18 protein-coding genes are annotated in these 24,152 nt (G+C 69.8%); 13 read left to right on the top strand and 5 right to left on the bottom strand.

All coding sequences use genetic code 11. The features are described 5' to 3' along the window. Nucleotides 1-79 precede the first annotated feature (79 nt). The 10 genes from hemE (at nt 80) to hemL (ending at nt 11,340) form a co-directional block, all read left to right on the top strand. On the top strand, nt 80-1,249 hold the full coding sequence (hemE, locus tag ACFVTM_RS13880; protein WP_390204042.1) for a uroporphyrinogen decarboxylase: 1,170 nt from the start codon (nt 80-82) through the stop codon (nt 1,247-1,249). Nucleotides 1,250-1,253: 4 nt separating this feature from the next. Next, the gene (gene hemG / locus ACFVTM_RS13875) at nt 1,254-2,768 is read left to right on the top strand and encodes a protoporphyrinogen oxidase (protein ID WP_390204041.1); all 1,515 of its coding nucleotides are present in this window, start codon (nt 1,254-1,256) and stop codon (nt 2,766-2,768) included. 322 nt (nt 2,769-3,090) lie between these two features. Then, a complete protein-coding gene (locus tag ACFVTM_RS13870) occupies nt 3,091-3,777 on the top strand; it encodes a hypothetical protein (protein WP_390204040.1) in 687 nt (228 codons plus the stop codon). 104 nt (nt 3,778-3,881) lie between these two features. Continuing rightward, nucleotides 3,882-4,628 (top strand): hydrogen peroxide-dependent heme synthase, encoded by a 747-nt coding sequence (gene hemQ / locus ACFVTM_RS13865; RefSeq protein ID WP_390204039.1) that lies wholly within the window; start codon nt 3,882-3,884, stop codon nt 4,626-4,628. Continuing rightward, nucleotides 4,625-5,908, top strand: a complete 1,284-nt coding sequence (locus tag ACFVTM_RS13860; RefSeq protein ID WP_390204038.1) for a ferrochelatase — start codon at nt 4,625-4,627, stop codon at nt 5,906-5,908. Before hemQ ends, ACFVTM_RS13860 begins: the two co-directional genes overlap by 4 nt. Beyond that, complete coding sequence (gene hemC, locus ACFVTM_RS13855) at nt 5,905-6,903, top strand: hydroxymethylbilane synthase (protein ID WP_390204037.1); 999 nt, start codon at nt 5,905-5,907, stop codon at nt 6,901-6,903. The genes ACFVTM_RS13860 and hemC overlap by 4 nt, the downstream gene beginning before the upstream one ends. A gap of 64 nt (nt 6,904-6,967) precedes the next feature. After that, the gene (locus ACFVTM_RS13850) at nt 6,968-7,864 is read left to right on the top strand and encodes a uroporphyrinogen-III synthase (protein ID WP_390204036.1); all 897 of its coding nucleotides are present in this window, start codon (nt 6,968-6,970) and stop codon (nt 7,862-7,864) included. Beyond that, nucleotides 7,861-8,844: a porphobilinogen synthase gene (gene hemB, locus ACFVTM_RS13845; RefSeq protein ID WP_390204035.1), complete on the top strand. Its 984-nt coding sequence runs from the start codon at nt 7,861-7,863 to the stop codon at nt 8,842-8,844. Before ACFVTM_RS13850 ends, hemB begins: the two co-directional genes overlap by 4 nt. Then, on the top strand, nt 8,841-9,962 hold the full coding sequence (locus ACFVTM_RS13840; protein ID WP_390204034.1) for an LLM class flavin-dependent oxidoreductase: 1,122 nt from the start codon (nt 8,841-8,843) through the stop codon (nt 9,960-9,962). The genes hemB and ACFVTM_RS13840 overlap by 4 nt, the downstream gene beginning before the upstream one ends. Nucleotides 9,963-10,008: 46 nt before the next feature. Then, nucleotides 10,009-11,340, top strand: coding sequence for a glutamate-1-semialdehyde 2,1-aminomutase (hemL, locus tag ACFVTM_RS13835; RefSeq protein WP_390204033.1), 1,332 nt, complete (start codon nt 10,009-10,011; stop codon nt 11,338-11,340). Between the two features lie 141 nt (nt 11,341-11,481). Here hemL and ACFVTM_RS13830 read toward each other — a convergent pair whose 3' ends face one another. The 4 genes from ACFVTM_RS13830 to ACFVTM_RS13815 form a co-directional block, all read right to left on the bottom strand. Continuing rightward, nucleotides 11,482-12,219, bottom strand: coding sequence for an amino acid ABC transporter ATP-binding protein (locus ACFVTM_RS13830; RefSeq protein ID WP_390204032.1), 738 nt, complete (start codon nt 12,217-12,219; stop codon nt 11,482-11,484). Beyond that, entirely contained in the window at nt 12,216-12,980 is a 765-nt protein-coding gene (locus tag ACFVTM_RS13825) for an amino acid ABC transporter permease (protein ID WP_390204031.1), read from the bottom strand. The genes ACFVTM_RS13830 and ACFVTM_RS13825 overlap by 4 nt, the downstream gene beginning before the upstream one ends. Before the next feature lie 3 nt (nt 12,981-12,983). Then, nucleotides 12,984-13,919: an ABC transporter substrate-binding protein gene (locus tag ACFVTM_RS13820; RefSeq protein ID WP_390204093.1), complete on the bottom strand. Its 936-nt coding sequence runs from the start codon at nt 13,917-13,919 to the stop codon at nt 12,984-12,986. 444 nt (nt 13,920-14,363) lie between these two features. Further along, entirely contained in the window at nt 14,364-15,074 is a 711-nt protein-coding gene (locus tag ACFVTM_RS13815; RefSeq protein WP_390204030.1) for a 3'-5' exonuclease, read from the bottom strand. Nucleotides 15,075-15,170: 96 nt separating this feature from the next. Between ACFVTM_RS13815 and ACFVTM_RS13810 the strand changes: the two genes are divergently transcribed. From ACFVTM_RS13810 to ACFVTM_RS13800, 3 genes are all read left to right on the top strand, one after another. Continuing rightward, nucleotides 15,171-15,587 carry an MGMT family protein gene (locus ACFVTM_RS13810; RefSeq protein WP_390204029.1) on the top strand — a complete coding sequence of 139 codons (417 nt, stop codon included), beginning with the start codon at nt 15,171-15,173 and terminating at the stop codon, nt 15,585-15,587. A 38-nt stretch (nt 15,588-15,625) separates the two neighbouring features. After that, entirely contained in the window at nt 15,626-18,988 is a 3,363-nt protein-coding gene (locus ACFVTM_RS13805; RefSeq protein WP_390204092.1) for an ATP-dependent helicase, read from the top strand. 134 nt (nt 18,989-19,122) lie between these two features. Beyond that, nucleotides 19,123-22,611, top strand: a complete 3,489-nt coding sequence (locus ACFVTM_RS13800; RefSeq protein WP_390204091.1) for an ATP-dependent helicase — start codon at nt 19,123-19,125, stop codon at nt 22,609-22,611. Here the strand turns inward: ACFVTM_RS13800 and ACFVTM_RS13795 are convergent. Further along, nucleotides 22,608-24,143, bottom strand: a complete 1,536-nt coding sequence (locus ACFVTM_RS13795) for a phosphotransferase (protein ID WP_390204028.1) — start codon at nt 24,141-24,143, stop codon at nt 22,608-22,610. The genes ACFVTM_RS13800 and ACFVTM_RS13795 overlap by 4 nt on opposite strands. Nucleotides 24,144-24,152: the final 9 nt, after the last annotated feature.

Here is a 24,152-nt window from a genome sequence, read left to right as displayed (position 1 = left end):
TGCCACGCCGCCGGCCCGGGCAGCCTGCGTGACAGGCTGTCGTTATCTTTTGGCCACAAATTTGGGCACAATCGAAGTCATGACTCCAAGCGCTGCGGCACGTGCCGGCACGACAAATTTCAGTACGTCCGAGGACGGCGCAGCCGACAATGCTGCCACTGAGGACGCCCTCGCCGGTGGCGCCGGCGGCCTCGATGCCGCTCACCCGCTGATGGACGGACGCACGGCGGATTCGCCGCTGATCACCGCCTACCGCGGCGGCAAGCCTTCCCGCCGGCCCGTCTGGTTCATGCGCCAGGCCGGCCGCTCGCTGCCCGAATACCTCAAGGTCCGCGAGGGCGTGGCGATGCTGGACTCGTGCCTGCGCCCGGAACTGGCGTCCGAGATCACGCTGCAGCCGGTCCGCCGCCACGACGTCGATGCCGCCATCTTCTTCTCGGACATTGTCATCCCGCTCAAGCTGGCCGGCGTCGGCGTGGACATCGTGCCCGGCGTGGGCCCCGTCCTGGACGTGCCGGTCCGCACGGCCGCCGACGTCGCCGCCCTGCCGCGGCTGACCTGGGAGGCCCTGGAGCCCATCCGCGAAGCCGTCCGGCTGACGGTGGCCCAGCTCGGGAGCACTCCCCTGATCGGCTTCGCTGGCGCGCCCTTTACCCTCGCGGCCTACATGGTGGAAGGCAAGCCGTCCCGCGACCACCTCGGCCCGCGCACCATGATGCACGCCGATCCGGAAACCTGGGCCGCGCTGGCCAACTGGGCGGCCGACACCTCCGGCATGTTCCTCCGCGCCCAGCTGGAAGCCGGGGCCTCAGCCGCGCAGCTCTTCGACTCCTGGGCCGGTTCGCTGGGACTGGCCGACTACCAGCGCTTCGTTGCGCCGGCGTCGTCCCGTGCCCTGGACCATGTCCGCCACCTCGGCGCGCCGCTGATCCACTTCGGCACCGGCACCTCGGAACTGCTCGTCGCGATGCGCGACGTCGGCGTCGACGTCGTGGGGGTGGACTACCGGCTGCCGCTGGACGAAGCCAACCGACGCCTCGGCGGCACCGTTCCGCTGCAGGGCAACATCGACCCGGCGCTGCTCTCGGCGCCGTGGGAGATCCTCGAAGCGCACGTCCGCGACGTGATCGCGGCCGGTTCCGCGGCGCCCGGGCACGTGCTGAACCTCGGCCACGGGGTGCCGCCGGAGACGGATCCCGAGGTGCTGACGCGCGTGGTCGAACTCATCCACTCCATCGCTCCGGAGTAAGGGCGTGGAGGCAGGCGCGGCCGGGACGCCCACGGAGCGGACGGCCGTCGTGATCGGGGGCGGGATCTCCGGCCTGCTGGCGGCCAGGGAATTCGCCCGCGCCGGCGTCCGCACCACCGTCCTGGAAGCCGGTGAGCGCTGGGGCGGCTGCGTGGGCAGCCATGCGGTGGCCGGCTTGACGCTGGACAGCGGGGCGGAGTCTTTTGCCACCCGTACCTCCGCGGTAGCCGATCTGGCAGCGGAGCTTGGGATTGCCGGCGAGATCGTCGCGCCGAACCCCGGCGGCGCCTGGGTCCAGCTGCCCGACGGTCCGCGGGAACTGCCTAAGACAGGGGTGCTGGGCATCCCGGCCAGCCCGTGGGACCCGGAAGTCCGCCGGTCACTGGGCCTGCTGGGTTCCCTCCGCGCCTCCGTCGACGCCGTGCTCCCGGCCTCGCTGGGCACCGGTGCCGGGGCCACGAGCGTGTCCGAGCTGGTCCGCCGCCGGATGGGCAGGCGGGTGCTGGACCGGCTCGTCGCGCCGGTGGTCGGCGGGGTCCACTCGGCCGATCCCGCAGTGCTCGACGTCGACATGGTGGCCCCCGGGCTGCGGGCCGGCATCCGCCAGCACGGTTCCCTCGCCGCCGCCGTCGCGGCGCAGCGCCGGGGAGCGAAGGCCGGCACTGGTGGGCCGGCTCCTGTGGGTGGCGCGGCTGCTGTGGGTGGACGGGGCGGGCTGCAGAAGGCCGGGTCCGCCGGGCTCCAGAAGGCCGGCTCCGCCGTCGCCGGCCTGCGCGGCGGAATGCACACCCTCGTGGCCGCCCTGCTGGCCGATCTGCGCCAGCGCGGCGTCACCCTGCTCAGCGGCACGCCCGCCCGGTCCGTGGAGCGCGGCGCCGGCGGCTGGAAGGTCACCACGGATGAGGCCACGTTCGACGCCGGGCTCCTGGTGGTTGCGCTCGACGGTCCTGCCGCCGTCGGGCTGCTTGCCGAATCCCTGCCGGAACTTGGGCGTCTTCGCCCCGATGCCGGACCCGATGTCAGCCTGGTCACCCTCGTGGTGGATCTTCCGGCCCTGGACGCGGCACCGCGTGGCACCGGGGTCCTTGTGGCGCCGCAGAGCCCGGGCCTGCAGGCCAAGGCGCTGACGCACGCCACCGCCAAGTGGGCCTGGCTGGCCGAGCAGACCGGCCCCGGAAGGCATGTGCTTCGGCTCTCCTACGGGCGGGGCGGGTCCGGCGGCGGGGGAGTGGCCCCAACGCCGCGCTCGGACGAGGAACTGTTCCGTGCCGCGCTGGCTGACGCCTCGGCGCTGCTGGGCGTTCCGGTCAGCGCCGGGGATGTGGAGGGCTGGGACGTGGTCCGCTGGGCCGGGGCGCTGCCGTTTGCGTCGCTCGGCCACAAACAACGCGTCGCGGCTGTCCGGAGTATCTGCGCCGCGGACGGCACGCTTGCCGTGGTGGGCGGATGGCTGTCGGGCAACGGCCTGGCCGCGATCGTGGCAGACACTCCGTCGCAGGTCAGAAGCCTGTTGTCCTGAAATTGGCGGCCGCGAAGGCGGTCCCGCCGGCCCCTGGCGCACCCTCAGTCACAGGACTCACAGCGGCTCCAGGGGCACCCTGAACCCCTCCACCCCCGCGGGTTTCCTGCCGGTATTCCGCGGTTTTTGGCCGGTTTTCCCTCCCAGTGGATTCCGGCTAGGCTCGATGACCATGGTTATTTTCAGGTCCAAGGTGTCGACAACGAAGACCAGAGGCCATAGGGGCCTCCGACGCGGCGCGGCAGCAGCCGCACTCGGGGCGGTACTGGCTGCGACCGCAGGGGTTCCCGCTTCACATGCGGCCACGGGATTGTCCCCGGCGGTGGCAACGCCGCCGGCGGCCCAGGGCTCGCTGACCGTCGGCCTGGATGACGTGCTGGACAGCCTGCTGGGCTCCTCAACGACGCCGAGCTCCTCGCCGTCGGCCAAGTCGGAGGCCACCCCGTCGAAGCCGCCCTCGCACAGCAGTCCCGAACCCACGATCCCCGAGTCCTCCAGCCCGGAACCGAGCAGCCCCCAGCCCAGCACTCCGGACCCCACGGCCCCGGGCACCAGCGCTCCCCCGGCCGGCGCCCCGTCCGCCACAGCTGCACAGCCTTCCGCGCCGCAGGGCCCCGGCATACCTGTCACTGCCCCGGAGCCGGGTGCGGCCGCCGCGGGCGCGGCGGCCGGATCCGTTCCGGGCCTGCCGGCTTCCGGCGAGCCGGCCCAGGACGGCAGTGGCGCCGGGCAGGCGTCCGAATCCCAGCCCGGAGCCGCTGCGCCGGCCGCCGGCCCCGGCTCCCCGGCGTCGAAATCGGCCGCAGCGCGGCCCTCCTCAACCGGTTCAACCACAGCCGAATCGACCAGTGCGAACACCCCGGTCAAGGGTCATTCGGGAAATTCCTCCCTGCAGGCCACTGCGGCAGTGGAACCCGACGGGCCGTCCCCGCTGATCGGCTGGGGCATCTGCCTGGTGGCGGTCTCGCTCGGAGCCGGCATTGCGGCCGTTCGGATGCGGCGGAGCTGACGGCCCCCTCCTGCGTACCCTCGCCGTGTGAAATAAAGCACTTCTACAGATCGTAGAAGTGCTTTTTTTCGACTTAGCTGGGGAGAGGAGGCAAACTGGTATGCATGAGCCACACTTCTGCCGAATCTGTCACTAAAACCGGAATGCCAGCCCCCGGAGAATCAGTCGCCGGGGCATCGGCGCCCCAAGATTCAACTGAGCAGTTCTTCACCCTCTGGACCGTTTTCAAGCGGTCCGCGGACGTCCTGCGCGGCGCCGACGCAGCCGAGGACTTCGAATCCCTGATGAAGAGCCTCGCCGACGCCGGCGTTGTCCACCGCGGCAGCTACGACGTTTCAGCCATGCGCGCGGACGCGGACATCATGGTCTGGCTGCATGGCCCCCGGCCGGAAGCGCTGCAGCGGGCGGTCCGGGACATCCGGCGCAGCAAGCTGTTCGCCGGCACCGAGATCGTCTGGTCCGCCATGGGCGTGCACCGCGAGGCCGAGTTCGCCAAGAACCACACCCCGGCGTTCTCCCGCGGCGTGGAACCCGCAGAGTGGCTCTGCGTCTACCCCTTCGTCCGCTCCTACGAGTGGTACCTCCTCCCGGACGCCGAACGCGGCGCCATGCTCCGCGACCACGGCATGCTGGGCCGCGACTTCCCCCAAGTCATCTCCAACACAGTCTCCTCCTTCGCCCTGGGCGACTGGGAATGGATCCTCGGACTGGAAGCGCCCGAACTCGTGGACCTCGTGGACCTGATGCGGCACCTGCGCGCCACCGAAGCCCGCCACCATGTCCGGGAAGAGATCCCCTTCTACACGGGCCGCCGCGTCACCGCCGCCGAGATTGCCGAGGTCCTTGCATGAGTCCGCTGGATCCCCAGGAATCCGCCGCCTCAGTAACCGCCGTGAACACCGTCACCGAAGCCGGCCGGATGGCACCCAAGGAGTACGACGCCGTCCTGCTCGCCTCCTTCGGCGGACCTGAAGGCCAGGAGGACGTCATCCCGTTCCTCCGCAACGTCACCCGCGGCCGCGGCATCCCCGACGAACGGCTCGAAGAGGTTTCGCACCACTACCGGGCCAACGGCGGCATCAGCCCCATCAACGGACAGAACCGCGAACTCAAGGCCGGCCTCGAGGCCGAACTTGCCGCCCGCGGCATCGGGCTGCCCGTGTTCTGGGGCAACCGCAACTGGGACCCGTATATCCCGCAGACCCTGCAGGAGATCTACGACGCCGGCCACCGCAAGGTCCTCATGCTCACCACGAGCGCCTACTCCTGCTACTCCAGCTGCCGCCAATACCGCGAGGACATCGGCCTGGCGCTGACGGAAACCGGCCTCGACGGCAGGCTCGAGGTCGACAAGGTGCGCCAGTACTTCGACCACCCCGGCTTCGTGGAACCCTTCATCGAGGGCACCGCCACCGGCCTCGCCGAAGTCCGAGCCCAGCTCGCCGCGGCCGGCACCCCTGACGCTCCGGTGCACATCCTGTTCGCGACGCACTCCATCCCGACCCGCGACGCCGAGGCCGCCGGGCGGTCCGAGGGCGAGCCGCGCCAGTTCGAGGAAGATTCCGCCTACGCCGCGCAGCACCTGGCCAACGGGAGCGAGATCATCCGCCGGGTGGAGGCCGGGACGGGCCTGACCGCGCCGTGGTCCCTCGTCTACCAGTCCCGCTCCGGGGCCCCGCATGTTCCGTGGCTCGAACCGGACATCAATGACGCCATCGAGGAGCTCGCCGGCCAGGGCGTCAAGGGCATTGTGATTGTGCCGCTGGGCTTTGTCAGCGACCACATGGAAGTCGTCTGGGACCTGGACACCGAGGCGCTGGAGACCTGCGCCAAACTGGGCCTGGCTGCCACCCGCGTCCCCACGCCCGGAACGCACAGCAAGTTTGTGGCCGGCCTCGTGGACCTGATCTGCGAGCGGACCGCCGCGAACAACATCGCCGAGCGGCCGCACCTGACCGACCTCGGCCCGTGGTACGACGTCTGCCGCCCCGGCTGCTGCGCGAACTTCCGCGGCGAAAAGCCCACCATCGCCGGAGCCGACACCACCGTCGGGACGGGCCACGCTCCCTACCCGGCCGCACCCGCGGCTGAAGGCACGGCTGCGACCGCGGCGGGCCGGGGGACCCCATGACCGTCCGGATCGGTACCCGCGCCAGCAAGCTGGCCCTGACCCAGACCCAGCAGACCGCGGACCAGCTCGCCGCCGTCGGCGGGTTCCCGGTCGAACTGGTCCACATCCGGACCGAGGGCGATGTCCTTAAGGGCTCGCTGTCCCAGATGGGCGGCACCGGCGTCTTTGTCGCCGCGCTGCGCGATGCCTTGCTGCAGGACAAATGCGACGTCGCGGTGCATTCGCTCAAGGACCTCCCGACCGGTCCGGCCCTCGGCCTGAGCCTCGCGGCCACGCCGAAACGCGCCGACGTCCGCGACGTCCTGTGCGCCCGCGACGGGCTTAAGCTCGCCGACCTGCCAAACGGTGCGAGCGTCGGCACCGGCTCTCCCCGCCGCGCGGCCCAGCTTCGCGCCGCACGTCCGGATCTGGACATCCGGGACATCCGCGGCAACGTGGACACCCGGCTCGGGCGCGTCCCCGGACTGCCGGGCAACACGACGGACGCCGTCGTCGACGGCAAATCCTGCGACCTCGACGCCGTCGTGCTCGCCGCCGCCGGACTGCACCGGATCGGCCGGCTCGCCGCCGTCAGCGAGTACCTCGAAACCGACCTCATGCTGCCCGCCGCCGGGCAGGGTGCCCTGGCGATCGAGTGCCGCACCGCCGACGCGCCCCGCAGGTCCGGTTCCGCGGAAGGCTCCCAAGGGGTGCTGGCGCAGGCCCTCGCGGCGCTCGACGATCTGGACACCCGCCTCGCCGTCACGGCCGAACGCGCATTGCTGGCCCGGCTCGAAGCCGGATGCGCCGCCCCCGTCGGGGCCTACGCCTACCGGAAGGGCAGCATGCTGTACCTCGAAGCCGTGGTCTGCGCGGTCGACGGCACGGCAATCGTCCGCGACAAGAAGGCCACCGACGGGCTCACCGAGGTCGGGGCGACGCTGCTCGGGATCGAACTGGCGGAAGTTCTGCTGGCCCGCGGCGCTGCCGACATCGCGGACCTGGCCGCCTCCTGAACCGCGGATTCCACCATTTCATGGGACGGCACAGCGACCGCAACCACACGGGCGGGCAGCAGGCATGAGGGTGCCGGACGGCGCCCGCGTGCTGGTTGCCCGCAGCCCGGACCGCGCGGGGGAGCTCGTCACGGCCCTGCGCGGTGTCGGGGCCGAGCCCCTGCTCCTGCCGCTGATCGACTTCGAGCAGGCCAGCGACCAGCACTCCCTCGACGTCGCCTTCGACGCCCTCGGCGCCGGGGCCTACACATGGCTCGTGATCAGCAGTGTGACCACCGTCCAGGCCCTCGAGGCGAAAGCCGCCGAACGCGGCACCTCGCTCAGCAGCTGGCTGCCCGGCAGCCTCCTCGTGGCCACGATCGGCCCGGCGACCCGCCGGGTCCTGGAATCCCGGGGCATCAGCGTCGACCTTGCACCGAGGGGTCAGCAATCCGGAACCGGTTTGCTCGACATCTGGCCCGAGAACCAGGGCAGCGTGCTCCTGCCCCAGGCGGACATCGCCGACCCGCGGCTCCGCAAAGGCCTGGAAGCCCGCGGCGCCTCCGTCCAGGCCGTCACCGCCTACAACACCGTCGATTATCCGGCCGACCCGCGCCGTGCCCTGCCCGCCTGCCCGGTGGCCGTGGCGGAAAGCAGTGCAGCAGGGGAGGACGCACCCGTGCTCACTGCGGCCGAGGCGAAAGCCGAAATCGGTGCCGGCCGGCTGCACGCCGTCGTCGCCGCCTCACCCAGCGCCGCCCGCCGCATCCAGGCGGAACTCGCCCCGCTCGGCACGTGCCGCTTCGTCGCCATCGGGCGGTCGACGGCGGCCGAGGCGCAGTCCCTCGGACTCGCCGTCGCCGCGGTCGCCCAGGAGCCGACGGCGTCGGGACTGGTCGCCGCCGTCGTCCGGTCCCTTGACCACCAGCCCCCTTCACCTCATCCGTCAGTCGCAGAGCCCTCAGCAAAGGACACCATATGAGCTTCCCCACCCACCGGCCACGCCGGCTCCGCACCACCCCGGCCATGCGCCGGCTGACGGCCGAACACCGGCTCTCGGCCTCGGAGCTCATCCTGCCGGCCTTCATCCGCGAGGGCCTGACGGAGCCCAACCCGATTGCCTCGATGCCCGGCGTGCAGCAGCACACCACCGATTCACTCAAGCGTGCCGCGGCCGAGGCCGTCCAGCTGGGCGTCGGCGGCATCATGCTCTTCGGTGTCCCCGCGGTCCGGGATGCGCGCGGCACCGCCTCCCTGGACCCGGACGGCGTGCTGAACAAAGCCATCCGCGACGTCCGGGCCGAGGTCGGCGACGAACTCGTGGTCATGAGCGACGTGTGCCTCGACGAATTCACCGACCACGGCCACTGCGGTGTCCTCGACGCCAACGGCTATGTCGACAACGATGCCACCTTGGAGATCTACGGCCAGATGGCGGTCGCGCAGGCCGAGGCCGGCGCCCACGTCCTGGGCCCCTCCGGCATGATGGACGGCCAGGTCGCCGTGATCCGGGAGGCCCTCGAGGACGCCGGGCACGCCAACACCGCCATTGTGGCCTACGCCGCGAAGTACGCCTCCGCGTTCTACGGCCCGTTCCGCGAGGCCGTGGACTCGCAGCTGACCGGAGACCGCCGCACGTACCAGATGGACGCCGCCAACCGCCGGGAAGCCATCCTCGAGGTGGACCTGGACCTGGCCGAAGGCGCCGATATGGTCATGGTGAAGCCGGCCATGAGCTACCTGGACATCCTCGCCGACGTCGCCGCCATGAGCCCGGTTCCCGTGGCCGCCTACCAGATTTCCGGCGAGTACTCGATGATCGAGGCCGCCGCCGCCAACGGCTGGATCGACCGCCGGGCCGCGATCACCGAGTCCGTCCTGGGCATCAAGCGCGCCGGCGCCAACATGGTGCTTACGTACTGGGCCAGCGAGCTTGCCGGCTGGCTGAAGGAATCCCGGTGAGCACGCCCCCCGAGCCCCAGGTCTCCACTCCCGTTTCCACACCTACGGCCCCGGTGGGACCGAACCGCATCCTTCTCGGCCTGAACACCTTCGGCGACGTCGGCGTCTTCCCGGACGGCCATCCCGTCCCGCACGCCCAGGTCCTGCGGCAGCTCCTGGAACAGGCCGAACTGGCCGAAGAGGTCGGCCTGCACGCCTTCGCCGTGGGGGAGCACCACCGCCGCGACTTCGCGGTATCCGCCCCGGAAGTCTTCCTGGCCGCCGCGGCCGCCCGCACCAAGCACATCCGGCTCGGTTCCGCCGTGACGGTGCTCAGCTCCGATGACCCGATCCGGGTCTTCCAGCGCTTCGCCACGGTGGATGCCATCTCCAACGGCCGGGCCGAGGTCATGCTGGGCCGCGGCTCGTTCATCGAATCCTTCCCGCTGTTCGGCCTCGACCTGGCCGACTACGAGGTCCTCTTCGAGGAAAAACTTGAGCTCTTCGACAAGGTCCGGGCGCAGAAACCGGTCCATTGGGAGGGCCGCACCCGGCCGGCCATCGGCGGACTGAGCGTCTATCCGCCGCTGGAACACCACCTCCTGCCGGCTTGGATCGGCGTCGGCGGCACCCCCGAGTCGGTGCTGCGGTGCGCCGAGTACGGCTACCCGATCATCTTCGCGATCATCGGCGGCCAGCCCAGGTCCTTCGCGCCCCTGGCCAACCTGTACCGTGAGGCGATGGCCAAGTACGGCCACCCGATGCAGCAGATGGCCACGCATTCACCCGGCCACGTCGCCGCCACGGATGAGGAAGCCCGGGAGGAGTTCTTCCCGCACTGGCTCGAGCAGCGGAACCGGATCGGGGCCGAACGCGGCTGGGGCCCGGCGAGCCGGGGCGAGTTCGACGCGATGTGCACCCCCGAGGGGGCCCTGTACGTGGGCTCGCCGGAAACCGTGGCCGCGAAGATCGCCCTGCTCAAGAAGAACCTGGGCGTGGACCGGTTTGACCTCAAATACAGCAACGGCACCCTGCCGCACGCGGCCATGATGCGCTCCATCGAACTGTTCGGCACCGAAGTGGCGCCCCGCGTCGCCGCGCTGCTGGCCGCGCCGTCTGCCGGCTCGCCCGCCAGTTGAAGCCGTTGGGAACCGAGCCGGCCAGCGAACTGAAAGAATAGGAACCATGACTTCCAGCATGCCTCGCAACGAGGAACTCTTTGACCGCGCCCGCCAGCTGATGCCCGGCGGCGTGAACTCGCCGGTGCGCGCCTTCGGCTCCGTGGGCGGGACGCCGCGGTTCATGGTGTCCGCCAAGGGCGCCTACCTGACCGACGCCGACGGTGTGGACTACGTCGACCTCGTCTGCTCCTGGGGCCCGGCGCTGCTGGGACACGCCCACCCGGAGGTCCTCGCCGCGGTGCACGCCGCCGTCGACCGCGGACTGTCCTTCGGGGCGTCCACGCCTGACGAGGCGAATCTCGCCGCCATCGTCAAGGACCGCGTCCCGGCCGCCGAACGCGTCCGGATGGTCTCCACCGGCACCGAAGCCACCATGACCGCCATCCGGCTGGCCCGCGGTTTCACCGGCCGGAACCTGGTCATCAAGTTCGCCGGCTGCTACCACGGCCACCTCGACGGCCTCCTCGCCGCCGCGGGCTCCGGCCTGGCGACCCTCGCGCTGCCCGGTTCGGCCGGCGTCACGGCCGCCACCGCCGCCGAAACCCTCGTGCTGCCCTACAACGACCTCGACGCCGTCGAAGCCGCCTTCGCCAAGCACGGTGACAGCATTGCCGCCGTCATCACCGAGGCCGCTCCCGCCAACATGGGCGTGGTCACCCCCGGTGACGGCTTCAACGCCGGCCTTTCCCGGATCACCCGCGAGCACGGCGCCCTGCTGATCCTTGACGAGGTCCTGACCGGCTTCCGCACCGGCTACGCCGGCTACTGGGGCCTGACCGGAGGCGCCGCCGACACCGCCGAACCGTGGGCTCCGGACCTTTTGACGTTCGGGAAAGTGATCGGCGGCGGCATGCCGACGGCGGCACTCGGCGGACGCGCCGATGTCATGGAATACCTCGCGCCCGTGGGCCCGGTCTACCAAGCCGGAACACTGTCCGGTAACCCGGTGGCCATGGCCGCCGGCGTCGCGACCCTCACCCACGCCACACCCGAGGTGTATTCGTTCGTGGACGCCCGCTCCCTGGAGCTTTCCGCGGCGCTGTCTTCCGCGCTCGATGCCGCCGGCGTGGACCACTCCATCCAGCGCGCGGGCAACCTGTTCTCCGTGGCGTTCGGCACGGGTGCCCGGGGCGTCCACAACTACGACGACGCCCAGGGCCAGGACGTGTTCCGCTACGCCCCGTTCTTCCACTCCATGCTGGACTCCGGGGTCTACCTGCCGCCGTCGGTCTTCGAAGCCTGGTTCCTCTCCGCCGCGCACGACGACGCCGCGATGAACCGGATCTTCGACGCCCTGCCGGCCGCGGCGAAGGCGGCGGCAGCTGCGAAGCAGTAGCCCGCCGGCGCCGGACCCGCAGAGTGCGGGCCCGGCGTCGAACTCCCGCGCCGTCCTCTGACGGCCGCCTCCTTAAACGACTAATGGCACCCGCAGCGGCGGGTGCCATTAGTCGTTTACGCGGCCAGAGCAGCCGGCGGACTAGAGAACGTCCGAGAGGAACCCCTGGAGCCGTTCGGTCCGCGGGCTCGTGAAGATCTGTTCCGGCGGACCGGATTCCACCACCACACCGCCGTCCATGAACGTGACGGTGTCCGAGACGTTGCGGGAGAAGCCCATCTCGTGGGTCACCACCACCATGGTCATGCCGCCCTTGGCGAGGTCGGCCATCAGCGCCAGCACACCCTTGACGAGCTCCGGGTCGAGGGCCGAGGTGGCCTCATCGAAGAACATCACTTCCGGCTTCATGGCCAGGGCGCGCGCAATGGCGACGCGCTGTTGCTGGCCACCGGAGAGGTTGGCGGGACGCGCGTCGGCCTTATGCTTGAGTCCCACCAGGTCGAGCTGCTCGAGCGCCTCGGCCCGGGCCTGCTCGGCCGGCAGCTTGCGCAGCTTCCGCAGCGCAAGGGAAACGTTGTCCACCACGGTCTTGTGCGGGAACAGGTTGAACTGCTGGAACACCATGCCGATCCGCTGCCGCAGCTCGTCCGGGTTGTCCTTCAGGACCGAGCGGCCGTCCAGCAGGATGTCGCCCTGATCCGGTTCGATCAGGCGGTTCATGACCCGCAACAGCGTGGACTTGCCCGAGCCCGAGGGGCCGATGACCGAGGCGGTGGTGCCCGTCGGGACGTCGAGGTCGATGCCGCGGAGGACGTGGTTCGAGCCGAAGGACAGGTGCAGGTTCTTGCCTGTCAGCGAGCCGGAGGCGAATTCGCTCATGCCTGTGCTCCCTTCCCGATCAGGGCCGCAGCATCGTCCGGCTGCTGTTTCTCCGGGCGGCCGGTGCGCAGGCGGTTGTCGATGTAGTTGACCAAATGCGTGAGCGGAACGGTCAGCACCAGATACAGCGCCGCCGCGGCAATCAGCGGCGAGAGGTTGCCGGTGTTGGCAGCGGCGTCGTTACCAATGCGGAAGATCTCGCGCTGGCTGGCGAGCAGGCCGAGCAAGTAGATCAGGGAGGAGTCCTTGATCAGCGCGATGAACTGGTTGACCAGGGCCGGGAGCACCCGGCGGACGCCCTGCGGAATCACGACGAGGCGCATGGATGAGTTGTAGCTGAAGCCCAGTGCGCGGGAGGCCTCCAACTGGCCCTTTTCCACGCTCTGGATGCCTGAACGGAAGATCTCGCCGATGTACGCCGCCGCCATGAGCGTCAGGGCGAGGATGCCGAGCGGGAACGGGTTGGTGGATCCGGTCAGCTGCCGGACGATGGGCCCGAGCCCGATACCGATCAGGAGGATGATCACGATCGCAGGGACGCCGCGGAAGATATCCGTGTAGATGCGGGAGAGATACCGCAGCGGCGTCGCGCGGGACGTGCCCATGATGGCAAGGACCATGCCCAGGATGCACCCGAGTACGCCGGAGGAACCCGCAAGGATCAAGGTGTTGGGCAGGCCGACCGTAATCATTTTCGGCAGGACGGCCGCCATCGCCTCCCAGTCAAAGAAGGTGTTTACGAGTTGATCGAGTGCATCCATGGACTAGGACTTCGGAACGGTGACAGCCTTGGAACCCGGGGACCACGTGGCCGGGGTCTCACGGTCCGGGTACCACTGCTTGGTCAGCTTGGACCAGGTGCCGTCAGCAATCACGGCGTCCAGGCCCGAGTTCAGCGCGTCAATGAGCGCCTGGTTGTCTTTGTTCACGGCGTAGGCGGTGAAGTTCTGGGTGTTGACAACCGACTCGGCGATGACCGTGCCGTCGCCTTCCTTGACCTGCCCGGTGGCCTGCTGCGACGGTGCGACCCAGGCGTCGACCTGGCCGTTCTTCACGTTGGCGTAGGCGGTGTTGTAGTCCTCGAAGCGCACGGGCTCAATCTGGAGTGTGTTGGTGACGTAGTCGTCCTGGACGGTGCCCTGGACCACGGCGATGCGGGTGTCCTTGGTCAGGTCCTTGAACCCCTTGATGGTGGAGTCCTTCTTGGCGACGACGGCCATGTAACCGAAATCGTAACCGTTGGTGAAGCCGACGGTCTTGCGGCGGGCGTCAGTGGTGGAGATCGAGGAGGAACCGAGATCGAACTGCTTGTTCTGGACCTGGGCGAGCAGCGACGAGAAGGCAGTCGCCTTGAACTCCACCTTGAGGCCGAGCTTGTCCGCAATGGCGCGCAGGAGTTCGTTGTCGTAACCCGTGAACTTGCCGGACTGGTCGATGTAGATGTTAGGCGGGGCGTCCGACAGGGTTCCGACAGTGAGGGTTCCCTCGCTGAGCAGGCCCAGCTTGGACTTGTCGATCTTGTCCAGGGGAGTGACGTCCTTGGTCGTGTACTTGTCCAGGGAGGTCTGGTCGCTGCCCTGGAGCGCATCCGTCGGCGACGCCGTGGTCTGCGCTGACCCGCCGCCGCACGCTGCAAGGGAAACCGCTAAGGCGACGGCCACGGGAACGGTAGTCAGCCACTTCAAGGCTTTGCTTTTCATCACGCAATCACTTTCGTCTGAAATTCAGTGGTTCGGGGGAGGCTCATTGGGCCCCAGGCAGCCGGCTTGGGCGCCGGGTGGAGCAGGCACACCGCGAAATATAATTGTGTCACCCGATATGGACGCGCATTCAATCCGAATGAATCATGGCTCCGGCGGGGGTTTTGCGAAGCATCTTCAGGATCCGGCTTGATCAGAGGTGATCCGGGTGGTGGCGGCAGGGCGGCGCGGAATCATCGGCGCAGGAGCACGCGGCGGCGGGAAGCCCCAAACGGTGTGACTTCGGTCGCAATTGCTGGAATTGCGTGCAATGCGGGGTTAGTCATCTTTTTTCGCCGGCAAACGTTTCCTTTTAAGAAGTGCGCCTTAAGAAGTGCGCCCGCACGCGCGGGAAGCGCGTCTGCACCCGCTTCCCGTGGCGCCCGGAAGCCCCGGCGCGGAAATCTAGAAGTCGCCGCGGCTGGCGTCCTCAGGAGGCAGGACGGGCCAGTCGCCTTCGATCACGGCGGCCGGCTTCGTCTTGCGCAGGTAGCTCTGGAAATCAGCGGCCTGGGCCGAGGCCCATTCGACCTGCAGCTGGTGCAGGTTACTGGCCGGCATCCTGAGCTTGGGGAATTTTCCGGCCATGGCATCGAGCATGCGCAGGGTTGCCAGGGCATCGGCGGCGGAGGTGTGGGCGTTGTCCAGGCTGACGCCGTACTCCTCACACAGGGCGGTGAGCGTGCGCTTGCCCTTGCGGTACCGGTCCACCTGCTTGTTCATGATGTAAGGGTCCAGGACGGGGAACCGGCTCAGCTGCGGGACGCCGTAGCGTGCGGACTCGGCAGCCAGCACGGTGAAGTCGTAGCTGGCGTTGAATGCAATGACGGGCACGCCGGTGTCGAACAGGTCCTGCAGCACAGCGGCGAGTTCGCGCGTCACCTCGACGGCGGGCCGGCCGTCCCGGCGGGCCTGCTCGGTAGTGATCCCGTGGACGTCGCTGGCCTCGGTCGGAATCTCCACGCCGGGATCGGCGAGCCACTCGTGTTCCTTGATCACGTCGCCGCTGGAGTCAACGACGGTGACGGAGGCGGTGACGATCCGCGCCGAGCGGGAATTACGGCCCGTCGTTTCGAGGTCGAAGGCTGCGCGGGGAAGACTGTTCCAAGTGCTCATGCTTCAACGCTACCTGCTGCCTCCGACAGTTCTTGACCGCCGTGTCGGCGTGCCTTCAGGGCACGGGACCGGAGCTGCAGCGGCTAGGCTGGATCGATGCGGACGGAGTATGTGGAGGCGGTGCTGGAGCTCGTGGCGTTGATCCCGGCCGGCACAGCGGTGGCCTACGGCGACGTCGCGGAACTCCTCGGTGCCGGCGGCCCGCGCCAGGTAGGTTCCGTCATGAGCCACCATGGAAGCAGCGTGCCCTGGTGGCGGGTGCTGAAGTCCAGCGGCGACGCGCCGCCCGGCCTTGAGCACGAGGCACTGGCGCTCTATCTGCAGGAGGGGACACCGCTTCTGGGCAGCTACCAGGACTTTCTCCGGACCGGCGAGGGACGCTGGCGCGTTGACTTGGCCTCCGGCCGGTGGGCGCCCACCGACGCCGACTTCGACCGGATCGATGCGATCGCCGAGCGCCTCGAGCGGGCGTCGCATAGATTGTCGGTCCCCGATGATGAAATGACTGTGTGAGTACCCCCAGCCCCGAGTTCCAAGTGCGTGAGTTCCAGCTGCAGCAGCCCGGCTCCCAGCCCCTTCCCGGGGCCGGAAGCCCAACAGGCACGGCACTGCGCCTCCTGCCGCCCCGGACGCACCACAGCGCAATCCCGGCGCTGTCCCCGGACCAGCTCGATGCCGTCGAGGTCCCGCCCGGCTCCGGCCCCGTTCTGGTGCCCGGCGCGCCCGGCACCGGCAAGTCGACAGTCCTCGTGGAGGCCGCCGTCCGCCGCACCCGGCGGGACGGCCTGGACCCGGAGCGGATGCTCATCCTCGCTCCCGGAAGGCTCGCCGCGGATACCCTCCGTGACCGCTTCACCGCCCGCCTGGACCGGAGCATGAGCACCACGCCGGCCCGGACCTGGGCGTCATATGCCTTCGACCTGATCCGCCGTGCCAAGGCAGAAGGCCTCCTCCCGCTTCCGCGGCAGCCGAAGCTGCTCTCCGGCCCTGAACAGGACCTGATCATCAAGGAACTGCTCGAGGGGCATGCGCTGCCCGGCCTCGAACTGCCGTGGCCCGAGGACCTCGACGCCGCCCTCCGGACCCGCGGCTTCCGGCAGGAAGTGCGTCAGCTCTTCGACCGGATCATCGAGTCCGGACGGACGGCCGAGGACCTCGTGGCCTTGGCCCGGCAGTGCAACCGGCCCGACTGGATTCCGGCGGCCGCCCTGTACTCCGAGTACCGCGACGTCCTGGACCTGCGCATGCCCGAGGCCTTCGACCCCGCCGGCATCATCACCGCCGCGCGCCAGATCTTCCAGGACTCACCGGATTTCCTCGCCGCCGAACGGGACCGCCTGCAGCTGATTCTTGTGGACGACATCCAAGAGGCGAACCCCGCCGTCTTCGAATTGCTTGCAGACATCGCCGCCGGCAAGGACGTCATCGTCACTGCCTCGCCGGACACCGTGGTCCAGGGCTTCCGCGGGGCGCGCCCCGATCTCGTGGCCGAGCTTCCCCGTCTCCTGGCGGCCGACGGCGCCATCCTGGAACGTCCGCTGTGGACCGCGCACCGGCAGGCCCCGGCCGTGGCAGAGGCCTGGCTGTCCGTCGCCGGGCGCATCTCCCGCAGGTCCGGCGGGCAGTCCGCTCGCAGGCTCGAACAACCTGGACCGGTCCCGACGCCGGACGGCCCGCCCAGCGCCGACAGCTCCACTGACAGCCGGGCCGGAGCGGTCGAAGCCCACCTGCTGCCGTCCCCGGTCCACGAACTGCGGTACGTGGCGCAGCGGATCCTAGAAGCCCAGCTGAACGACGCCCGGGAACTCGGGGATATTGCCGTGATCGTGCGCAACGGCGGCCAGCTCAGCCAGCTGCAGCGGTACCTGGCCGGCCAGGGGATTCCGGTCCGGATTCCGGTAGCCGAATCCGCCGTCCGGGACGAGGTCGCGGTCCGTCCCTTGCTGGATGCCTATGCGGTGGCCCTGGACCCCGCCGCGCTCACGCCCGAATCAGCCGTGTCCTTGTTGACCTCACGGATAGGCGGCGCCACCACGATTGAACTGAGGAGGCTGCGGCAGTCGCTGCGCCGCGAGGAACTCCTGGGCGGCGGCGGACGCACCAGCGACACCCTCCTGGTCGAGGCCCTGCTGGAGCCCGGGGGACTGGCGACGCTGGGCATCGAGGGGCACTCGGCCCGCCGGATTGCCCGGATGATCCGGGCGGGGCGGGACGCCGCCGAGGCCCCCGGGGGCAACGCCGAGACAGTGCTCTGGGCGCTCTGGCATTCCACCGGCCTCGCCGCCCGCTGGACCGAGGCCGCCCTCGCCGGCGGATCGGCCGGTGCCCGTGCCGACCGTGACCTCGATGCCATGATGGCGCTGTTCCATACGGCGGAACGCTTCGTCGACCAACTGCCCGGTTCCGGCCCGGAGCAGTTCCTTGAATACCTGCTGAGCCAGGAACTTCCCATGGACACCCTGGCCGCCCGGGCACAGCTGGAAGATGCCGTGGAGCTCATGACCCCGGCCAGCGCCGCCGGCCGGGAGTGGCCGGTGGTGATTGTGCCGGGACTCCAGGAAGGCGTGTGGCCCAACACCCGGTTGCGCGGCGAGCTGCTCGGCAGCACTTTGTTCGCGGACGCCGTCGAGCACGGCGTGGACTATGCCGTGCGGCTGGATCCGCTCAGCAGGCTGCGCGAAATCCGCTACGACGAGCTCCGGAGCTTTTCCACTGCGGTATCCCGGGCAAGGGAGGTGCTGATCTGCACGGCCGTGTCCTCCGAGGATGAGCAGCCGTCATCCTTCCTGGACTACGTGGCGCCGCTGCGGCACGGTCAGGACCGTCGGGGCTTTACCCCGGTGGAGCGTCCGCTGACCCTCCGGGCCCTGGTGGCGGAACTGCGCCAATATGCCCAGCTCGACCCCAAGGCTGCCGAATCGGCCGAGGCCGCGGCCGTGCTCGGAGTCCTGGCCACCGCCCAGCCGACGGTTCCGGGCGCCCACCCCGCGAGCTGGTGGGGACTGGCGGAATTGACCTCGGACGAGCCGGTGGTTCCCCCGGGCGGTACCGTGTTCGTGTCGCCGTCGAAGGTCGAAACGGTGCAGAAATCGCCGCTGGACTGGTTCGTCCAGGCCGCCGGCGGAGAAGCCGCGACGGATTTTGCCCGCAGCCTGGGAACCCTGGTGCATGCCATCGCGCAGGACCTCCCGGACGCTTCGGGAAGCGAATACGTCGCGGAACTTGTCCGCCGCTGGCCCACGCTGGGAATGAAGGACAACTGGGAAGGCAAGCTGGACTTCCAGCGCGCCGAGTCCATGGTCCGCAAACTCGCCCAATACGTTCTCGTGATGCGCAGCGAAGGCCGGAGCCTGATCGGCGTCGAACAGGACTTTGAGGTCAAGCTTCCGGACCTCCCTGCGGAGGCGGTCGCCTCCCCGGTGCCCGCAGGACCCGCCGGCGCCGAGACCGGCGACGCTGAGAGCATCGGTCCGGCACGGGCCGCCGTGCTCCGGGGCCAGGTCGACCGGCTGGAGATCGACGCCGAGGGCCGGTTGGTGATCGTGGACCTCAAGACGGGCAAACGCCAGCCGGGCAAGTCGGACCTGGACCGTCACCCGCAGCTCGGCGCCTACCAGGCCGCCGTGCTGGCCGGCGGCTTTGCAGGTCCCGACGACGGGCCCCCGCCGCTTCCCGGCGGGGCGGTTCTGGCCCAGCTTGGGACCACAACCAAGAGTCCCGGCATCCAAAGCCAGGCGCCACTGGACCCGAACGAGAACTGGGCGCTGGAAATGGTGGGTGACGCCGCCCGCGTCATGTCCGGCAGCACTTTCCAGGCCCGCCATGACCCGTCCAAGGGAGGCCACGGCGGCCACGGCTGCCGGCTCCCGGAAGTGTGCCCGCTGTGCGTGCGGGGAAAGCAGGTTACTGAATGACCCCCGAGGCGCCGGCGACCGGCCTGGCGGACCCGCATCCGGCCCCCATTACCGCACCCCGTTCCGAGCACGTTGCCGGGCCTCTTCCCGAACAGCTTCCTGAACCGCGGTTTAGCCCGGAGGAGCTTTCCGCGATGCTGGGGGAGAGCAACAGCCCCACCGCAGAACAGTCCCTGATCATTTCCTCGCCCCTCACGCCGCGGCTCGTGATCGCCGGGGCAGGCTCGGGGAAGACCGCCACCATGGCGGACCGGGTGGTCTGGCTGGTTGCCAACGGCTGGGTCCGGCCGGAGGAAGTCCTCGGCGTCACCTTCACCCGCAAGGCTGCCGGTGAACTAGCCTCGCGGATCCGGGCCAAGCTGGCATCGCTGCAGCGCATCGCGGCAGCCGACACCGGCAACACCGTCTTCCCTGCCGGGTTGCTGAGCACGGACGCGCTCGAACCCAAGGTCTCCACCTACCACTCGTACGCGAGCGGCATCGTGTCCGACTATGGCCTCCGCCTCGGCGTCGAACGCGACGTCGTGCTGCTCGGCGGCGCCCAGTCGTTCCAGCTCGCCAGTGAGGTCGTGGAAGCCTTCGACGGCGACTACGAGCACTTCCGGTCCGCCAAATCCACACTCGTCAAGGCCGTGATCCAACTGGCGGGAGAGTGCGCGGAGCACTTGCAGGACCCGGCCCAGGTCCGTGCCTGGCTGATGGAACGGATCGGCGCCTTTGAATCGCTCCCGTACGTCGCGGAGGCCAAGAAAAACCCCACCCAGGCGGCCGTAGAGCTCGGCGCGATGCTGCGCACGCGGGCAAGCGTCGCGGACATGGTGGGCCGCTACACCGAGGCGAAGCGCGCCCGCGGCGCCCTGGACTTTGGTGACCTTGTGGCCCTGGCAGCGCGGGTGGCCAACGAGATTCCGGTCGCCGCCCAAACGGAACGCCAGCGCTACAAGGTTGTGCTGCTCGACGAGTTCCAGGACACGTCGCACGCCCAGCTGGTGCTCTTCTCCAGGCTCTTCGGCGACGGCCACGCCGTCACCGCGGTGGGGGACCCGAACCAATCCATCTACGGATTCCGCGGAGCGTCCGCCGGACAACTCTTCCACTTCGTCCGCGAATTCCCGGTCCGCGTCAGCGGCGACGGCACCGGCCACGGCGCCGGCCGGGAACAGGGAAGCGGCCCGGCCGTGGCTGCCGGGCGCTATGCCGTGGCCCCGACCTCGTACCTGACCACCGCGTGGCGCAACGGGCGCAACATCCTTGCCACGGCAAACCTCATCTCGGCGCCGCTGAGCAAGGCCGCGGCGCACCTCGGCGCCGCCGGCGCGAGGGACACCGCCGATGCCGTCGAGGTCCCGCCCCTGCAGCCCAGCCCGGTCGCGGTCCAGGGCAGGGTGGTGATGGGACGGTTCGCGACGGACGAGGCCGAGGCCGCGGCGATCGCCGGTGACGTGCTGAAATTCCGGGTGACGGACTTCGACGCCCGGCCGGCAGCCGATCCTGCGCCGCCGGCCATGGCCGTCCTCTGCCGTCGCCGCGCACAGATGGAGTGCATTCGCCGGGAGTTCGAACTCCGGGGCATTCCCTATGAGATCGTCGGGCTCGGCGGGCTGCTGGACACCCCCGAAATCATCGATCTTGTCGCCACGCTCCGGGTCCTGGCCGACCCCGGCCGCTCGGACTCCCTCATGCGCCTGCTGGCCGGCGCGCGGTGGCGGATCGGCCCGGCGGACCTGATGGCCCTGCGGGACTGGTCCAGTTACCTCGCCCGCCGTCGGGGCCGGCCCGGCAGCAGCGACGGCGACGGGGAGGACACAGTCGACGATGCCGTGATTGAAGGCGACATTACGGACGCCGCCAGCCTGGTCGAGGCGCTGGACTGGCTGCCCCGCGACGGGTGGACTTCGGCGCACGGCCGCAGGCTGAGCCCCGAGGCCCGGGACCGGCTGCAACGGCTGTCGGAGGAGCTCCGTCAGCTGCGCAGCTACATGGGCGATGACCTCACCACCCTGCTCGGCGAGGTCGAACGCGCCATGCTCCTGGACATCGAAGTTGCTGCGCGGCCCGGGACCAGCATCCATCAGGCCCGCCGCAACCTGGACGCCTTCCAGGACGCGGCCGCCGGGTTCCTCCACACGTCCCAGCGGGTCGACGTCCTGGCGTTCCTGGCCTGGCTGGAAGCCGCCGCGGCCGAGGAGAACGGCCTCGACGCCGCCGCGCCCGAGGTGAACCATGAGGCCGTCCAGCTCCTGACCGTGCACGCCTCCAAGGGCCTGGAATGGGATGTCGTGTTCGTTCCAGGGCTCAACTCCGGAGCGTTCCCCAGCAGCAGGGACTCGCGGTGGAGCAGCGGCAGTGCGGCTTTGCCGTGGCCGTTGCGCGGTGATCGCGCCGACCTTCCGCAATGGGACCTGGACCAGCCGGACCAGAAAGGCTGGCTCGACGCCGAGAAGGAGTTCAAATCCGCCGTCCAGACGCACGGTGAAGCCGAGGAGCGGCGTTTGGCCTACGTGGCGTACACCCGTGCCAAACACGTGCTGTGGATTTCAAGTGCCGCCTGGGTGGGATCCCGGGCCGGTTTGGCCGAGATGTCGCCCTTTCTTGCCGAGCTCGAGGGCCTCACCGCGGACGGCGGAGCCGAAATCCATCCGCAGTCCGTCAGAGAGGACGCGCTGCCGGCGGAAAGCCCGCTGACCTCCGAACTGGAAGTCGCCGCGTGGCCCTATGATCCCCTGGAAGGGCCGCAGGACCCCCGGACGGGGAAGCGGCTGCGCCTCGTCCCGGGCCGGCGGGCTGCCATGGAATCCGCCGCGGCCCGGGTCCTGCAGGCGATGGACGCCGGCCCGGACAACGACATGGACCGCGACCCGGACGGTCACCCTGCCGCGGGCCGGGCGCATTCCGGGGTGGACGACGGACGCCGGCCCGTTCTGCGCGGTCCCGCGGCCGGGTGGGCTAAGGAGGCAGCCACGTTGCTGGAACGCCGGTCCCGGCGTTCGGTGGTCCAGGACGTGCATCTTCCCGGCCATATCTCGGCGTCCACTCTCGTGGACCTGGAAGATGACGCAGGCTCCGTCGTGGCCGGCCTGCGCCGGCCGGTCCCGCGCGAACCGGGGATGTCCGCCCGCAAGGGCACGGCCTTTCACGCCTGGGTGGAGGAATACTTCGGCGCCGCCGGCATGCTGGACCTTGGCGAGGCGGCAGGCGCTGACGACCACATCGATGCGGCCTACGGCCTGGATTCCATGGTGGAAACCTTCCGCCAGTCAGAATGGGCGCACCGCGCCCCCGCCCATGTCGAGGTCCCCGTCGAGACCCGGATTGGCGACGTCGTGGTCCGGGGCAGGATCGACGCCGTGTTCCGCGACGCCGACGGCGGGTGGGACCTCGTGGACTGGAAGACCGGGCGCCGCCCCCCGGCGGCGCAGCTGAAGGTGAAGGCAGTCCAGCTCGCCGTGTACCGCCTGGCCTGGGCCCGGCTCAAGGGGGTCCCGTTGGAGGACGTCCGGGCCGCGTTCTACTACGTGGCCGACAACCAGGTGGTCCGTCCCCATGACCTCGGATCAGCAGAAAAGCTGGAGGAAATCGTGGCCGCGGCGCTGGGGAGGCCGACGGCGGCGACGGGCGCCTAGCGGGACGTGGTGTCGACCACCGTGATGGCGGCCGTTGACGTGTCGTCCGCGGCGGGAACCGCGGCCTCGGCGTCGATGTCGCCGGCTGCGCTGTCCTTCGCTTCGCTGTCCTCAGCATGACCGGCGCCGGAGTCCTGGACCCCGGCCTGTGGCCCATCGTGCTGCGTGGCGGCGGACTTGGAACCATCGGAAGCGTCAGCGGCCTCAGGACCGGGGATGTCGACGGATGACCCGGAGGCCGGCTGTGCGTCCGCAACGGCGCCCCCTGGTTCGTCGGCGTCGGCACCGGCGATGGGCTGCCCGACAACCTCCGGTGCGCCAGACTCCGGCGCGTCAGCCGTCGGGGCGTCAGCCCCCGCCTCACGGGGGATGGGCGTGACGTGCACGGCGGGCATCGCACTGATGCCCGGAGAGGCGGCTGCCGGAACGGTATCGGGGACCGGCTCCATGGGCAGCAGCGTGACCTTACTGACGGCGGGCGGCGTCCCACCGATCGGAGCCCCCGGAGCTGCCGGAGTTGCCGGAGCGGCCGTCGGCGCTTCGGAACCGGCTTGGTCTGTCCCGGGTTCGGGGGCCGCGACAGGCTGCGGGAGCGGCTCAACGCTGATGGGCTGGCCGCCGTGTTCCGCCACGTCGTCGGCCAGTGCGGCGAGCATGGACTCTGCCTCGTCGATCATGTCCTGGTTGCCGGCGGCCAGCCCCTTGACGAGGTACTGCGCCAGGGCGAACTCGGCGGACAATGCCGCCCGCCGCAGCAGGTGGGCATCGGGCACGTCGCGCCGGCTTGAGGTGTAGTGATCCAGGACTGCGTTGACAAAGTCCTGTTCGTTCGAGGCGACCAGCCAGGCCATGTCGTCCGCCGGGTCGCCGATCCGCAGGTCGGTCCAGCCCGTCACAGCGGTCACACGGTCACCGTCGACCAGCAGGTTGTCCTCATGGAGGTCGCCGTGAACAACGCAGGGATTGAAACGCCAGAGGGAGACGTCTTCCATGGCGTGTTCCCAGCGCCGCAGCAGCAGCGGCGGAATTTTTCCGGTCGTGGCGGCCTGATCCAGTTCATTAAGGCGCCGCTGGCGGAATTCGTTGGGTGTGTAGCTGGGCAGATCGGCATTGCTCACGATCGACCGCGGCAAATCATGGATCGCCGCGAGCGCCGCCCCGATTTCGCGGGCCACGCCGGGCGATCCGCTGCTGAGGTCGTCCAGGGACCGGGTGGCGCCGGCCAGATGGGAGTAGACAAACGTGCTGAGCTGGCCCTGCCGGACCGTTCCCGCCACCGTGGGCATGAGGAACGGCAGCTCGGCGCGGATGCCCGGGGCAAAGGCCCGCAGGACCAGGAATTCGGTTTCCAGCCGGGCGCTGGCTTCGGCGTGCCGGGGGGAGCGGACGCGCCAACGCTTGCCCTCGGAGTCGAGCAGGAGGGCCGCGTCGAAGTCCGCCGGATCGTCGGGCGCGGAGCTGACGGCGGTCGGGGTCAGGCCGGGTACCGCCGCCGTTGCTACAGCTGCCAGCTCGATAGGTTTCCTTCTCACCCTTCCACG

The organism is Arthrobacter sp. NPDC058130, from assembly GCF_042884475.1.
Lineage (GTDB): Bacteria > Actinomycetota > Actinomycetes > Actinomycetales > Micrococcaceae > Arthrobacter.
Note: the sequence above shows the minus strand (reverse complement) of the source record. Positions and strands in the feature narration are given on the sequence as shown.